This is a genomic window from Metamycoplasma faucium, assembly GCF_045160055.1.
GTDB classification, from domain to species: domain Bacteria; phylum Bacillota_I; class Bacilli_A; order Mycoplasmatales; family Metamycoplasmataceae; genus Metamycoplasma; species Metamycoplasma faucium.
The window spans coordinates 332,889-348,728 of the sequence record NZ_CP088155.1; the positions used below are offsets into that span (position 1 = coordinate 332,889).

Below are 15,840 nucleotides of genomic sequence, written 5' to 3' on the forward strand. Positions count from 1 at the left end.
ATTAAATTTCATATAAAGTTACAACTACTAATGGTTCTTTGTCTATCGCTTTATAAATTTTTCTTTTTATAGATTTACGTAGTTGTTCTTGAATATTTTTTAAATTTATTTCTCTAGTTTGTTTTCCCTTAAATTCTTTATCAAATAATGTATTAATTATATTATAAATAATCTCTTTATTATCTTTAGTAATTGAACCATATGAATTAATTTGCAATTCACCAATCGGCATTTTCTTTTTATAATCAATTAAAACACTTAAAGCAATAACGCCATCCCTACCTAAATTTTCGCGTTCTTTAATCACTTCAGATGATATATCGCCAATTCCAAAACCATCAATGATTAGATGGCCTATATTTTTCATAGTATGTTTTTGAGATTTTAGTTCATAGTTTTCAAATTCGGCGATTTTTCCATTTTGTAAAACAAGACAATTATTAAGATTCATTCCTAGATCACGTGCATCTTGCGTTGCAACAACCATATATCTATATAGTCCTTGGACAGGGATGAAATATTTAGGTTTCAATTCTTTTATAAAGTGTTTAATATCATCTTTAGCAGGATTGCATGAATAATATTGATCTGAATTAAGTTCGATTAAATTAGATGTATGTCTTGCGATTTCATCTAAAGTTAATGCATAATTTACTTCAAGTCCATTAACTGGAGGCGCAATAAATATAACTGCATCATCATTTCTAAATTTCAAGTATAAATCATTATTTGAAGCAATACGCAAGAAACGTAAATATAAACGTTCAATTGCCCCAGTTACAAGTACAACTGCATTTTTTGCTTCATTAGCATTTCGATAATCAATAAATTGTGGTCAGTTTAGACTTACATTAATTTTACTTACTAAATTTATTAGTTGTGAATAATTACGTCCATAAGTAATAACAGGACGATTATATTTTTTAGCTAAAAATAAAACTTCATGTGAAGTTATCATATCTTCATCATACAATCCAACAATTATTCTTTTATCTTGTGGAGTTTCTTTAAATTTATATTCAATTTTTTTAGTTATTCATAATTTATCAATTGATTTGCCTGGATAATTTGATCTTCCTGAATCCATAATAAGAATTTTTAATTCTTTGTTTTTGAATGCAGATTTAATTTTTTCAATATTAGTTTTTCCGTATGGACCTAAATCACCATCAACAAAATTTGTTAAAAATAATATATTTCCATCATTTGTGAAAAAATTAAATGCAATTTGTCCTGGTAAAGAACCTGCAACTTCAATCGGGGTAATTTTCACATTACCAAAGTCAGTTTCTTTATTAATAACTTTAACTTCGTAGTTATTATTTGGAATGTCATATTTTGAAATACGATCAATTAAAACAATTTTATTAAAAGCTGATGTATATACTTTTAAGTTTTTTAATTTCATTAATAGTCAAGGAATTCCAGAAAAACTTTCATTATGAACATCACTTAAAAATAAGCCTACAATATCTTTTTGTCTTTTTTCTAAATAATCAAAATTACAGATTAATGTATCAATTCCATTATGTGAATTGATAGGCACTTTTGTACCAAAATTAAGAATGAAAATTTTTTGGTCAATTTCTAATATATAGCTATTTTTTCCATTTTCATCCAATCCACCAAGAGCAAAGAAATTAATTTTTGACATTTTGTCTCCTCTAAAATTATTATTTATTTGTAAATCTAAGTCAAGTATTACTAATATAATAATAAAAAAATAAAAAAATAATGCAAATTTTTTAATTCTTAAATATTAGAAATATGTTCTTTGTAATTTTTAATTATGTATAATTAATATATGAGAGAAAAAACGCTTTGAGATTTTTTAAATATTGCTAAATTGTTTAATAAAAAAGACTTTTTAATATTGCAAGGCAGCACATCTTTATTTTTACATGGTGTGATTAAACGCATTCCACATGATATTGATATATTATTCCACAATTCGCTTTCCTTAAAAAAGAGAAATGAATTGTGGAATATTTTTATAAAGAATTTTCAGATAATAAAATATGAAGTTAATAATGAATTAGTGAAAAAATGTTTTGTTTCAATTAATGAAGAAAGTTTAAAAATTGAAAGTATATTAGGGAAAAATATTTCTGACTATTTTATCGATCAAACTTTTTTATCAATAAAAACTACAAATATTAATTATTTTTTTGCATCCAAAATAATTCAACTTTCTAATTCATTTAATATAAAATACAATTCTATTATTGATAGGAATAATAAAATTAATGATATATTAAATGATATTAATGAATTGATTACAAAATATGAAATATCTACAAATGAATTAATTAAATCATTAATAGAAAATATTAAATCAAATATAGGATATGAAATAATTTCTTTGCGAAATCATTATTATGATAATTTATTATTTTTATATGATTTATTAATAACTAATTATTTTTTTGTTAGTAAACAAATAGAAATGTTTTTGTCAACATTTAAAAATAATTTTAAATTAATAAATTTCTTGGAAAAATTGACAACTTGTTTTGATGCAAAAAATTATTTTGTTTATTCGTTATTTTCTAATCGGCAGATCGAAGAAAAAAGTTTAAATTTTTCTAATTATGGTACATTATTCACTTTAGAAAAAAATTCATTTAATTTAAATTTGGTTAAAAATTTTTTATTTTTATTAGGAAATAATGAAGAAATTATGAACCAATATATTTCCTCCCATTCTAATAAATTAATTATAAATTAATTATGAAAATTGATTTATTATTACCAATTATTAAATATTTAGAAAATTAAATAGGAGAAATATGATTTATAGTGAAGTTAATAATAATGAAATAAACAAAGAATATTTAAATAATATTTTTGTTAATGATTTAATAAAAATCAAATCAAAAATAAATTATTCAATCAAAGATTTGATTAAATATTTAGAACTTGAAATTTTTAAATATAATAAAAAACATAATTATAAAATACATAAAGTATTATATTGTGAAGACGAATTTTTTAATCCGTATTTATATGTTGAATTTAATCCCTTTGGGTCTATATTATTCTCGTTATTAAATAATAATAGCATTTTTATAAATCCAATTGATTCAACTAGAAAAATTGATAAGTTAGATTTAAAATGTGAATATCTTTTTAATTTTTCAAATTTAAATTTGGAAAAGAAAAACAATACAAATTTCTGCAACATTGAGAATTATAGATTTAAAAATCTATCAAAAAATAAAATAGACATAAATAAACAACTGAAAAATACAAAATTAATTAAAATGAAAGAACAGTTAGATAATAGAAGAAATATTTCTCTTTTAAATAAAAAAAATATTAATTCTGTTGATCCTAAGCAAGAAATAATCAATGCTGATGTAGAATTACCATATTCTTGGTGATTTAAAGGTTTAAAATATGATTTTGGTTATACAATTCCAGAAGACTGAGGATATTCTAAAACTGATTACGGCTTATGTCATTATATTGCTGCATCTATATTATTGCAATATAATCAATTATTTTTTTCAAATGAAACTTTAAGCGAAAAGCAGCAACAAAAATATATGGAAATATTGAATAATAGTATTTATTGAAAAGATAAAAAAAATATAGCAACTACACCAATATTCAATTCCAAAATGGTTTATGATCTTTGGGAAAAAGGTAATTTTAAATTTGCAACCACTCACTTGTATATGAAAAACACAATAAATAGTTTTATTCAACAAGATAAAAAATATAATCCATTAAACGTTCAAACAAGAATATTTGGATCAATAAGACCTTGAAAATGAATTGATGATTGTATACCTACTATGATTATGGGACAAGCAGCAACATATGGATACCATGCAATAATACCATATGGCTACTATGAAAATGAAAATAAATATTTAGTTCATTATGGATGAGAAGAGTATAGTCAAGTAATAATGGATACTAGTTTTTTAAATGAAACTTGATTAATAGGCATATCGCCCAAAAGTTATGCTTGTAAAGTAAGGGAAGATTATTTTTTACTAAATAATAGACAAATAAACTTATATAGATATGAATCAATAGTGAAAGCTACGTATAAATATCCTCCTGAGTATCCATATGAAGATTATCATGGAGCGTATTAAGTGATTTATTATAATTCATCAATTATTTCTTTTAAACTTTTAATTGTTACATTAAAATATTCAAAAAAAGATAAGAACAAGACATTGTTTTTATTGTTATTCTTAGCATTTTCATTCTTAACTTTTATTTCAATGTTAATATTAGATCTCGTGTTATTTAATACAATATATGGACAAATCAAAAATTGAGAGTTTAAATATTTTCTTACAAAAATATCACTTATTAGTTTATTTTTTGCAATATATCATTTAATGATTAAACAAGAAATTAATAATATTGTTTTTAATTACCTTAAAAATAATAATGGGGAAATAAATTATAAGAATAATGAAATTAAGTTTATTTTTGGCTTATTGATTAAAAATAAATTTGACAATAAATACTTATCTAGCATTTCATTAATCAATATTTTTTACATATTTGTTTATTTGCTACAATCAGGCGTATTTATTAATGATTATCCATTGTTTGGGCAAATAACAATTATGATATATTCTTCCTTTTTAATACTTAAATTTTTAATTTTGGATATTATTTTTTCAAAATTATTTTTTAAAAATATTTTAAAAAGCGAAAATCAAAATAAAATAGAAAAAAATGATTCAATAAATTATATTAATTATGTATTTTTGAATATATTAGCAATAATTTTAATAATATATTTCATAATATCGGATTATGTTATGAAGTGAAACAATGGTTTTTTTACATCTTATATTATCGTATTTGGTTTAGGCATCTCAATACCTTTAGTTATAATTACTAAAATATTATTTTTATTTCTAATTTTAAAAAATGAAAAAAATAAAATTAAATACTTATATATTTTTTTACCATTATTTTTAAATCCAAAAAATTAAATCAATATTTATATTATTAATAATTCATAAAAAAATAAAAAATAATATAAAAAATATTTTTTTTGTATATAATAGATTCTAGCAACCATAACGAAGGGGTTCCACCTGATTCCATTCCGAACTCAGCAGTTAAGACCTTCAGTGCCGATGATACCTTAATTGGGAAAGTAGGACGTTGCTTTTTTTATTATTTTTTATGTTAAAATTAACAATAGCTATGAAAAAGAGTCAATCATTTAGTTTATTAATTAAACAAGAAATAATTAAACGTAAGTATAAAAAAAGCGAAGAAAAAGCTTTAATATGTGGTATATTAGCTTCTTCGTTACATGAAAATAATTATGCATATTTAATAATTAATAATTATGAAGTATTTTTATATATTAATGATTTACTTAAACGAAATGATGTTGAATTTGAATTAATTAATAAAAATAAATTTAAAGTATCTTTAAGTTCACTTGATTGTTTGACTATTAAAAAACAAAAAGAATATTTTTCAGGTATATTTTTAAAGTCTGGTTCAATTAATAATATAAATAGTGTTAGTTATCATTTGGAACTTAAATTTTTTAATGAAAATATAGCTATAGAAAGCATGAACATTTTAAATACTTATAATTTAAACTTTAAATTATTAAAAAGAAAATATACATATGTTATTTATGCAAAAAAAATTGAAAATATATGTGATTTTTTAAAAGCTATTGAAGTATATCAAGCTTATTTAAACTTTGAAGAAACAAAAATATCTCGTGATTTTACTAATAACATAAATAGATTAACTAATTTTGACTATTATAATCAAGAAAAAATTGCTTATACAAATAGTTTGTTCTTAGATAATTTTAGTTACATTAAAAAGCATAATCATGAAGATTTATTTAATAAAAATGAACTTATTTTTTATGAATTAAAAGAACAAAATTTGGATTTAAGTTTATCTGATTTGGTTTTTAAAATGAAAGAGAAAAAAATACATATATCAAAATCGTCTTTGAACAGATATTTGAAAAAATTAAACGATTTTGTTTTAAAGAATAGGTATAATAGTGAAAAATCTTAAAAAAGGGGATAAAGTTGCCATTATTAGTTTATCATCAGGTTTACTTGGCGAAAAATCAATTAATAAGCAAAGAAAAATTGGGATAAAAAATATTAAAAATATTGGTTTAGTTCCAACTTTTACTGATAATGCATTAAAAGGAATTGACTTTATCAAAAAACATCCAGACCTTAGGGTAAAAGACTTAAAAAATGCATTTTATGATAAAACTGTAAAAATGATCTTATCAGCAATTGGAGGCTTTGATACTTATAAGATTTTGCCTTATTTATTTAGTGATAAAAAATTTATTAAGTATGTAAAAAATCATCCTAAAATTTTTATAGGATATTCAGATTCAACAATTAATCATTTATTTTTTTATAAAATAGGCATTAAAACTTATTATGGAGTTAATTTTTTAGTTGATTTTGCTGAACATGAAGGTAATATTTTGCCTTTTACAAAGGAAAATATATTAAAACTATTTTTTAAAAGAAAAAATGTAAAAATTAATTCAAGTGAATATTGATATGAAGATAGAAAAGATTATTCTGAAAAACAAATTAATGTTCCAAGGATTTTTCATAAGGAAACTCATGGATTTGAAATATTAAGAAAAAAAGGAAGCAAAATATGTGGCAAATTATTAGGAGGTTGTTTGGAAAGTTTATATTCAATTATTAATCCAATAACTAATGATGCAAAAGAAATATTTGAAAAATATGATATTTTTCCTAAATTAAAAGAATGAAAAAATAAAATTTTATTTATTGAAACAGCTGAAACAAAATCATCTCCTGATTTGTATTTAAAAATGCTTGAAGCACTTAAAGAAAAGAAAGTTTTTAATGTCATTAAAGGAATAATTGTCGGAAAACCGATAGATGAAATTTATTATGAAGAATATAAAGAAATACTAATCAAAGTAACTAATGAATATAATTTACCAATTATTTATAATCTAAATTTTGGTCATGCCTTACCCCACTTAATTCTTCCCTATGGAAGAAAAATGGTTATAGATTTTAATAAAAAAGAAATAACACTGAAGAATGGATTATTTTAAAATAATGTTTTGATTTGTTTAAATTTTGTTATCATCATCATATTATGAAATTTGAAATTAAAAATATCGATTGTAATATTTATATTAGACAATTAAAAATCGAGAATAATACACCTATTTTTGATGCAATAATTACTGATCCTCCATATAATATTTCCAGAAAAAATAATTTCAAAACTATAAATAGAAATGGTATAGATTTTGGCAAGTGAGATTATAATTTTGATCAAATTGGTTGAATAAGAAATGTTGAACCATTGTTAAAAAACGGAGGTTCAATAATTATTTTTAATGATTGAAAAAACATGGGATTAATTGCTTCGGAATTAGATAAATTAAATTTTGAAGTAAAGGATTTAATAAGATGAATAAAGAATAACCCAATGCCAAGAAATATTAATAGACGATATTTAACTGATTTTGAATTTGCCATTTGAGCAATTAAAAAAGGAAAAAAATGAACATTTAATAAGACAAATAATACATCTTATTTAAGACCCGAATTTAAATATTCAATAGTTCCAAAGTCATTTGATAAAATTCATCCAACACAAAAACCCATAGCCTTATTAGAAAATCTAATAAAAATTCATACTAATAAAGATGATTTAATATTTGACCCATTTATGGGATCTGGTAGCACTGCTATTGCCGCTTTAAATCTAAATAGAAACTTTGTTGGATGTGAAATTGATAAAAGTTATTTTGAAAAAGCCAAAGAAAGAATACTTAAAATATGCAAGAATAAGATAAAAATGTCTAATAAAGTAATTAGATCCCCATTATATTATTTAGGGGATAAATATAAACTTGTTCCTCAATTAATAAATTATTTTCCAAATAACATTAATAAATTTTATGATGTCTTCTCGGGGGGGGGCACTCTATTAGCTAATGTAAACGCTAATGAATATATTGCTAATGATATTGATAAAAATGTAATTTCACTAGTAGAATTACTTTATCAAAATGATGCTAATAAAATCATAGAAGATATTGATAAAACAACTAAAAAATATAATCTTGATTTTGACAAAGATTCTCATAAAAAAAGAATAAATATTTCATCATATAATGAACTAAAATCAACATATAATCAAATAAATAACAAGAATACTTATGAAGCTAATATTATTTTATTAATATTAGTTATTTTTGGTTTTAATTCACAAATTAGATTTAATTCTAAAAATGAGTTTAACGTTCCTTCTGGGAAACAAGGATTTAATAAAAATAGACGGAATGTGTTTATTGATTTTTCAAATAAAATAAAGAAAAATAAAATCCTTTTTCAAAACAAGGATTTCAATTTTATAAGTAAATTATTGGATAAAAAAGAAATAAATAAAGATGATTTTTTCTATTTCGATCCACCATATAGCATAACAAATGCTACATATAATATTTATTGAACTAATGAAAATGATTTAGAGTTATTTAATTTGTTAGATTCATTAAATAAGTGCGGTATAAAGTGAGCACTTTCAAATGTTTTCGAAGCAAATGGTAAGAAAAACATTGCGCTCATAAAATGATCCCAAAAATATAAAATCAAATATTTGTCAAAGGATTATAAAAATTCAAATTACCAAAGAAAAAATTTAGATAAAGATGTTGAGGTATTAATAATTAATTATGAAATATAAAGAATTTAATAAAATAGGTGGAACAGAAATTAGAGCAAAAGTTCAAACAATTACATATTTTAAAATTTTAATGTGATTTAGTGAATATAGAAATTCTAATCAAAATTCTTTTGATAAAGAAAAATGTAATGAAGCATTTATTGAATGGACAAAAAATGAAGAGATATATAACTATTCTGATAAAGATAATATTAATAGATTTCTTATGATTATTCAAAATTTGAAAAAATGAGGAATTGTTGATAAAGAAAATAATATTATTAATGATAGAGAAGAAAATGAAGAAATTGAATCATATCTATTCAAAAATATAGCAAATAATTACAAACCATTTTTCAAAATGGTTGATTTTATTTGAAAAATGAAGAACCAAGGAAATAATAATATAAACTATAAAAGATTATATTATGCATTTTTGGTTTGAGAAGAAAATGAAAATTATGAAAATCTATATTTAAAAGGCGATGAATGAATTATTAATGAAATAATTAAAAATGAAAAAAAAGAAATTAATTTAAAAAATGAATTGTGTTCAAATTTTCGTAAACCACCTAAATTTAAAACTACATATGAGAATATATTCAATAAATACAACAATAATGAACAACAATCGATAAATATGAATGATTTTGAAAATAATTTTTGGATAGATAATGATGATTATATTAGCAAATTCATTGAAATTAGAAAAAAGTATAATAGAAATAATTTAAAAAGTGAATTGATAATTAAAAAATTAAGAAATATGACAAGAGATGAATTTCTTGATAAATTTCAAGAAATAAAACTTAAAAATTTACTTGAAAAAGAATATTTTGATTTGTTTTCAAGATGGATGTGTGAATTCTCTTTTATAGACAATAAGAAAGATTTAGTTATTAATTATGAAATATTAAACTATGATCAAAATAATGATAAATATGTTTTAGAAAAAACAAACTCTATTCTAGAATTTCCATATACATATGAAAATATATGCAAATATTTAAATAGTATAAATGAGCAAAAATTTGAATTTAAAAGAACTGATTTAAATTTAAATGAAATTCCAAATTCAGCAATTGCTGAATATTTTGTTAATTTATACATGGGTTATAAATTGAAGATCAAAGCAAATGATTTTAAAAAATATTGTAAAACTGTATTGAATAAAAAATTGTATCCTATATACACAGCACCTGGTAAACAAGCAGATTTTCAATATGAAAATTATGATACAAAAGAGGTTTATATTGTTGAAACAACAATTCATAATAATCAAAATGCATTAACTAAAAATGAATTAGAACCAACAGCAAGACATTTTTATAGTTTCATTAATAATAATATTGAATTAGCAAAATTCAAGAAGCATTTTTACATGGTTAGTTATTTTGATGAAAAAGATATTAATTCAAATGATTGAATGAGATTGTCTTTTGAGTGAATTTTTACAGGAATAGCAAAATATTTTAATGATGATGTTAATGAATTATTAAAAATAATAAATTTCACTAAATTAACTAGATTATAATGAGCAAAAGTATCATTAAATTATTAAAAATTTAATACTATTTTTTTCTAAAAAAATATAATTATTATGTATATGTTTTTTTAATAAAAAAGAAAGACAAATACAAAATAATTTGAAAGGTATCAAACTTAATGAAAAAAATTACAAAATTGCTTGCTATTTCAGGTGTTTTGCCTATTTTTGCAACCCCTTTAATAGTATCTTGTGAAGATACAAAAGCTAAAAAAGATAAAGAAATTAAAGAACTTCAAGCTCAACTTAAAGATTTAAAAGATAAATTATCAAAACTTACACAAAATTCAGAATCTTTAACTAAAGAAAAAGAAAATTTAACTAAACAAATTAAAGAATTAGAAAATAAATTAAATTCTCTTTTTCCAGGCCGTAAAGAAGCTGCACAAATTCTTAAATTAAGAGATGAATTAGATCAAGAAAGAAAAGAAAACAAATTAGATAATTTAGTTTACCCAACTAAAGAAGAATCTGAAAAAATTATTGAATTATTAGATAAATATATTAAAAAAATCGATGCAATTGATAAATCTAAATTAAATTCTGATGGGTTATCATGACTTAATGGAATTAAATATGATTGAGAAATTGAAAAAGGTAATCATGAAAGTGGATTACGTTATTTATTATCTAATTTTCATTGAGGACCTAGCAGCACTTATGTCGCTAACTCGTTCTATAGAAACATTGTTTTAAGAAAAAATCAAGGCAAAAAGCTAAATTATGATTAGACACTTTAAAAGAAGCTATTGAACAAAAAATAGTTCCATCTAAAGTATTTATTAAAAATAATATTAAAGCATTCTTGCAATCATTTTATGCTGATGAATTGAAAGAATTTTATAATAGCGGTAAAACAGAAGCTACAGTCGAAGAAATAATAAACAGTAGAAAAGTTAAAGATGGTGAAAAACAAGAAAATATTGATGCAATAAATGAATTTTACAAATTCTATGCTACTACATATTATAATGCTTCTGACTATGGTGAAGGTGAAAACTTATCACAATTAAAAGTTTATAAAGCCAATAAACATGATGAAAAAGAAAATACTATTGAACTTGCTAATGGTGAAAAAATATATGGATTAGGTTTAACTCAAAAAGATCTTGACCAAAAAGAAGCTGGTATTGGATATATTAAAGGTAAAGATGGTAAAGCCGGCAAAAAAATATATGATCAATTATCAAAAATGAATACAACATCATCATTAACACCTGAACAAGTATACAAAAAAGGTATTGATTCAACTAAATCTGCTGCAGATAATATGAAAAAAATTGCATCAGAAGTTGCTAAATTAATTGCTGGAGAATCAGGAAAATGAGAAGCAACGTTTGAATATGATGAAGATGGAAATGGTCCTAAAGAAAAGACATCAATAACCGAAACTATTAGAAATAATAGTGGAAACATTAATTTGGATGCATTTAATAAATGATTAAACTCTGAAGATTTCTTCTTTGGTCGTGAAAAAAACTCATATTATACAAACGAATTAAAGAATAAATTAAATTCAGATCCAAATCTTGAATTTGCTAGAAAAGAACTTACAAAATTTGGATATGATTTCTTAAAAGGAAGTACTAAAAAATATGCATCTATAACTGAAGATCAATTTTATTATGGTGCTTTAGAAGCATTTAAAGCATATAAACAATTTAAAGATTCAACACAAAAATATGGAGCATCATTCTTTGGAAAAAATGTTCCAGATTATGATATACAAACATATAATTATGTGGATAGAGATTCAGAAGGTGTTGGAGCATATGATTCAAGCGTTAAGAAATTTATGTTTAATGCTGATCCATATTACTCATTACCAAAATGATCAGTAACTTCATTTGCAAACCACGAAAGTATGATGGGTCACCACAATCAAATTATGTATGCTGATCATCATTTAGCTAAAATAGGTGATTTAAGTTTAGGAAATGCATTTGACTATACTTCATATGTTGAAGGTTGAGCATTATTTATGGAATGATTTGGAATTGAAAATGGATTCTATGGAAAACCAAATTATGAATCAACTGATTATTATGCAATGCCTAAAGATTTCTCAACTGCTAAAGGTATTACAAGTTTTGTAAAAGATGCAAATAATTTAACTCAAGATCAAATAACGAAAATTAAAGAATTACATGGCGGAGTATATTGAGATAAAACTAGTGATTCTGATGAAAAAAAACATGCTCAAAAAGCATTAAAATTAGCTAATATGCTTCAATACTACGGTGCATTAAATGAAGCTCAATTACGTAATATGCGTTTGGCTGTTGATTCAATTTATCATGGTAGTGAAATAAATAATGCCGCTGTTGATTTACCTAAAGGTGCTTCAATTAGTCAAGTTAGAGAATATATGAAGAAAAATTCAGCTCTAGGAATTGGTGATATAACATCTGAATCAAAACGTTACTTTAATAATCCAGGACAAGCAGTTTCATATAACTCAGGTAAAGAAGTTATGTTAGACTTATACAAGAGAGTACACCAAAAATTAGGATTGACAAGAGAACAATTTATTAATGCTACAAATGCTGAATATGGAGAACACGGAGAAATTAAGAAATTCTTTGATATTTTATTAAGAAATGGTGGATTACCTCTAGAAGCATTAAAACAAGCTGTTGAAAAAGCATATAATTTATAATTAATCTTTATTTAAACAAAAATTTAAGAAATAAACAATAAAAATAGCTCAATTTTTGGGCTATTTTTCATTATTTAATTTCTCTTAAAAAATACATATAAATTGTTTTAATTAAATATAATTAAATATATTAACAAGGAGAAAAAAATGCATACATTTTTAAAAATGCAATTAAAGATTTTTTATAGACAAATTTCATCATATGTTGCTGCAATAGTGTTATCTTTATTAAACATTGCAATTGCATTAGCTTTATATATTTCATTGTCAGTTGCCGATCCATCTAAGCAATTAATTAAATCAGATGAAGCATCTGCTATGTTTCGCTCTTTTATGGTTATTTTTGGTGCAGCATCTGCATTTATGACATCCGCTTTTGCTATACAAACTTTGTTTTATAAATACAAAGAAGAAGGGATATATTATGTAATTCAGTCTAAACCTATAACAAGACTTGAAATTTATACTGCGACTATTTTTGCGGGAATTATAGTTATTATTTCACAAATATTTATTACTAGCTTAGGCTATCTATTTGGAACATTTTGTCTACCTTCAATAACAATTAAAACTAAAGTTTTATCTTGATTAGTATTTTTTGCTGCTAGTGTATTAGTTGCTTTTTTATCAATGGGTATAGGTGCAATTGGACATAATTTTATACAATCTAAATCATATCAATTTGTTGCCGGGTGGATTCCCACAATATTTTTAATGATATTTTTCTTTATTTCTTCTCCCGCCAGAACAAAAACAAATATTTTAACTCCTGTTGCTGCGTCTAAACATGCAATGTTGGTTAAATCAAAATTAAATCAAAATGAAAAAAAGCAATATAGTAAAGATATTGCTAATCCATTTAAGAATAATAAATTCAATTATTTAATTGAAAATAAATTTGGGAAAAAAACATTTTCAGATTCAATTTTTGAAGCAAATCAAAATTTATATAGCAAAATTTATTGAGCTGATATTTCTGCCCATTTTTCTTCTTTGTTTTTTACAGTAAATAGAGTTGATGGATTAACCCAAGAATTTATGTATGCAAATAAATATGAATATAATGAATCAAAATTTAAAAATGATGTCAAACAAAATAAATTTATATTTAAAGTAGAAAATGAAATAAACGGAAAAATAACTACACATTATTATGGTCTTACATACAACCCTTTGTTTATATCAAATTTAGCATCAAAGAAAAAATCAACAGATTCAATAATTAATGATTTATCGCAAATATTATCAACTAATAATGATTTAGCTATTTACAAAAAAAGAGAAAAAGGATTCTTAGATATATATAATAATTTATTAACCAAATTAGATAAATTATATGAAAAAGAAGAAGGAATATTTAATAATCTTCTTCCTGCTATTAATTCTGGAACATTATTTTATATTTTTAATGAATTATTAAAAAATGAAAAGTTATTTGAAATTGTTAGAAATTATGTAGTTGATCATGTTGAATTTTCAGAGCCACAATATTCAGCGGAAAACTTGAAAAAGTTAACTCAAAAAGAATTAAATGATTTAAAGGAAAATCCAATATTTACTAATTTTTTACTTAAATATAATTTAGTAAAACAAACAAGCATTATCTACTTACTTATAAAATTAATTAAAGAAAAAGCTAATTCAACCCTAAAAAATGTTGACATTGAAGATTTGAATAAAAAGATGCAATCAATTAATTCTTTATCAGGTTTAAAATTAGTGCAATGGGATAGCAATAACGTTGTTGAATTTGGCGTTAAGCCTGCAATTAAGTGATATATATCATTAGTAACTCTAATATCATTTTCATTGGTTTTAATTTCAATTGGTGGAATAATTTATGTTAAGAAAAATAATTAGGATTTGCAATGGAAAATAAAAAAGAACACAAAAAGAGAAATATTTTTTCAATATTTAAAAATTTAAAAAACAATTTAAATATAGGAAAAAAATACAAAATTGAAGCAAAGAAAGCAGAAGAAAAAATAGTTATACCAAACGATGATGTTGCTATATCTATTCAACATGTTACAAAGATATTTAAAAATATTATTGGTACTCCATTTAAAGTTCTTGACGATATATCATTTGAAGTTAAGAAGGGTGAATTCCATGGATTCATAGGAAATAATGGCGCTGGTAAAACAACAACAATTCGCTTGATATTAAATTATTATCAAAATGGATATGGGAAAATTTTTATAAATGGAGTTGATTCAAAAAATAAGCATGCAAAAAATAAAATAGGATATATACCTGAAATAAGTGTCTTTCCTAAAAATTTAACTATATATGAATATCTTTATTATTTTGCAAAATTATCAAAATTATCTAATATAGAGGCAAAAAATAAAATTGATGGGTTATTAACTAGATATGGATTTAATAGTTCGATGTTTAATAAATCAGCCGATAAATTATCTTCAGGTCAAAAGAAAAAAATACTATTAATTCAAGCACTTATTAATGATCCTGAAATTTTAATTATGGATGAACCAGCAGCAAATTTAGATCCTTCAGCAAGATTAGAATTTTTTGATGCAGTTAATGATTTGCATAAGCAAGGAAAAACTATATTTATGTCATCTCATATCTTGACTGAATTAGAAAAATATATTGATTCATTCACAATTTTAGAAAATGGACATGTTAAAGATTTTGGAAGATTGCAAGACAAATTAAGAAATAATGAATATCAATATTCAATATCTTCAAATAATAATATTAAATTAGAGCAAGTTTGTAAAGAAGCAAAGTTTAAATGCATGCTAATGGCAAAATCTTTATTGATTAAAATTGAAAACATTGAACAAAAAACAAAATTATTTAAATTAGCTTATGATAATAATATAGACATATTAAATTTTAAAGAAAATAAAACTTCTTTAAATGAAATCTATTTTAATGCATCGGAAATGGAATAAAA

At 22.5% G+C, this 15,840-nt stretch carries 12 protein-coding genes and 1 rRNA gene; 12 read left to right on the forward strand and 1 reads right to left on the reverse strand.

The annotated features are described in order from the left end of the window. Position 1: 1 nt before the first annotated feature. Positions 2-1,654 carry a ribonuclease J gene (locus LQ356_RS01480; RefSeq protein WP_405312074.1) on the reverse strand — a complete coding sequence of 551 codons (1,653 nt, stop codon included), beginning with the start codon at positions 1,652-1,654 and terminating at the stop codon, positions 2-4. Between the two features lie 150 nt (positions 1,655-1,804). On the opposite strand from LQ356_RS01480, the gene LQ356_RS01485 reads away from it, so the two are divergent. The 12 genes from LQ356_RS01485 to LQ356_RS01540 all read left to right on the forward strand — a co-directional run bounded on the left by LQ356_RS01485 (position 1,805) and on the right by LQ356_RS01540 (position 15,838). Continuing rightward, positions 1,805-2,728, forward strand: coding sequence for a hypothetical protein (locus tag LQ356_RS01485; RefSeq protein WP_405312076.1), 924 nt, complete (start codon positions 1,805-1,807; stop codon positions 2,726-2,728). Between the two features lie 61 nt (positions 2,729-2,789). Next, positions 2,790-4,109, forward strand: a complete 1,320-nt coding sequence (locus tag LQ356_RS01490; RefSeq protein WP_405312078.1) for a putative cysteine peptidase — start codon at positions 2,790-2,792, stop codon at positions 4,107-4,109. Beyond that, positions 4,110-4,970: a hypothetical protein gene (locus tag LQ356_RS01495; protein ID WP_405312080.1), complete on the forward strand. Its 861-nt coding sequence runs from the start codon at positions 4,110-4,112 to the stop codon at positions 4,968-4,970. Positions 4,971-5,047: 77 nt separating this feature from the next. Further along, positions 5,048-5,154 (forward strand): 5S ribosomal RNA (gene rrf / locus LQ356_RS01500). Between the two features lie 33 nt (positions 5,155-5,187). Then, positions 5,188-6,036: a DNA-binding protein WhiA gene (whiA, locus tag LQ356_RS01505; RefSeq protein ID WP_405312081.1), complete on the forward strand. Its 849-nt coding sequence runs from the start codon at positions 5,188-5,190 to the stop codon at positions 6,034-6,036. Next, positions 6,023-7,084: a S66 peptidase family protein gene (locus LQ356_RS01510; protein WP_405312083.1), complete on the forward strand. Its 1,062-nt coding sequence runs from the start codon at positions 6,023-6,025 to the stop codon at positions 7,082-7,084. Before whiA ends, LQ356_RS01510 begins: the two co-directional genes overlap by 14 nt. Before the next feature lie 44 nt (positions 7,085-7,128). Beyond that, a complete protein-coding gene (locus tag LQ356_RS01515) occupies positions 7,129-8,730 on the forward strand; it encodes a Dam family site-specific DNA-(adenine-N6)-methyltransferase (RefSeq protein ID WP_405312085.1) in 1,602 nt (533 codons plus the stop codon). After that, positions 8,720-10,243 (forward strand): hypothetical protein, encoded by a 1,524-nt coding sequence (locus tag LQ356_RS01520; RefSeq protein ID WP_405312086.1) that lies wholly within the window; start codon positions 8,720-8,722, stop codon positions 10,241-10,243. Before LQ356_RS01515 ends, LQ356_RS01520 begins: the two co-directional genes overlap by 11 nt. 131 nt (positions 10,244-10,374) lie before the next feature. Further along, positions 10,375-10,986: a coiled-coil domain-containing protein gene (locus LQ356_RS01525; RefSeq protein WP_405312088.1), complete on the forward strand. Its 612-nt coding sequence runs from the start codon at positions 10,375-10,377 to the stop codon at positions 10,984-10,986. A 74-nt stretch (positions 10,987-11,060) separates the two neighbouring features. Beyond that, on the forward strand, positions 11,061-12,914 hold the full coding sequence (locus tag LQ356_RS01530) for a DUF885 family protein (RefSeq protein ID WP_405312090.1): 1,854 nt from the start codon (positions 11,061-11,063) through the stop codon (positions 12,912-12,914). Positions 12,915-13,061: 147 nt separating this feature from the next. Next, the gene (locus LQ356_RS01535; protein ID WP_405312091.1) at positions 13,062-14,774 is read left to right on the forward strand and encodes a hypothetical protein; all 1,713 of its coding nucleotides are present in this window, start codon (positions 13,062-13,064) and stop codon (positions 14,772-14,774) included. Positions 14,775-14,782: 8 nt separating this feature from the next. Then, positions 14,783-15,838: an ABC transporter ATP-binding protein gene (locus tag LQ356_RS01540; RefSeq protein ID WP_405312092.1), complete on the forward strand. Its 1,056-nt coding sequence runs from the start codon at positions 14,783-14,785 to the stop codon at positions 15,836-15,838. Positions 15,839-15,840: the final 2 nt, after the last annotated feature.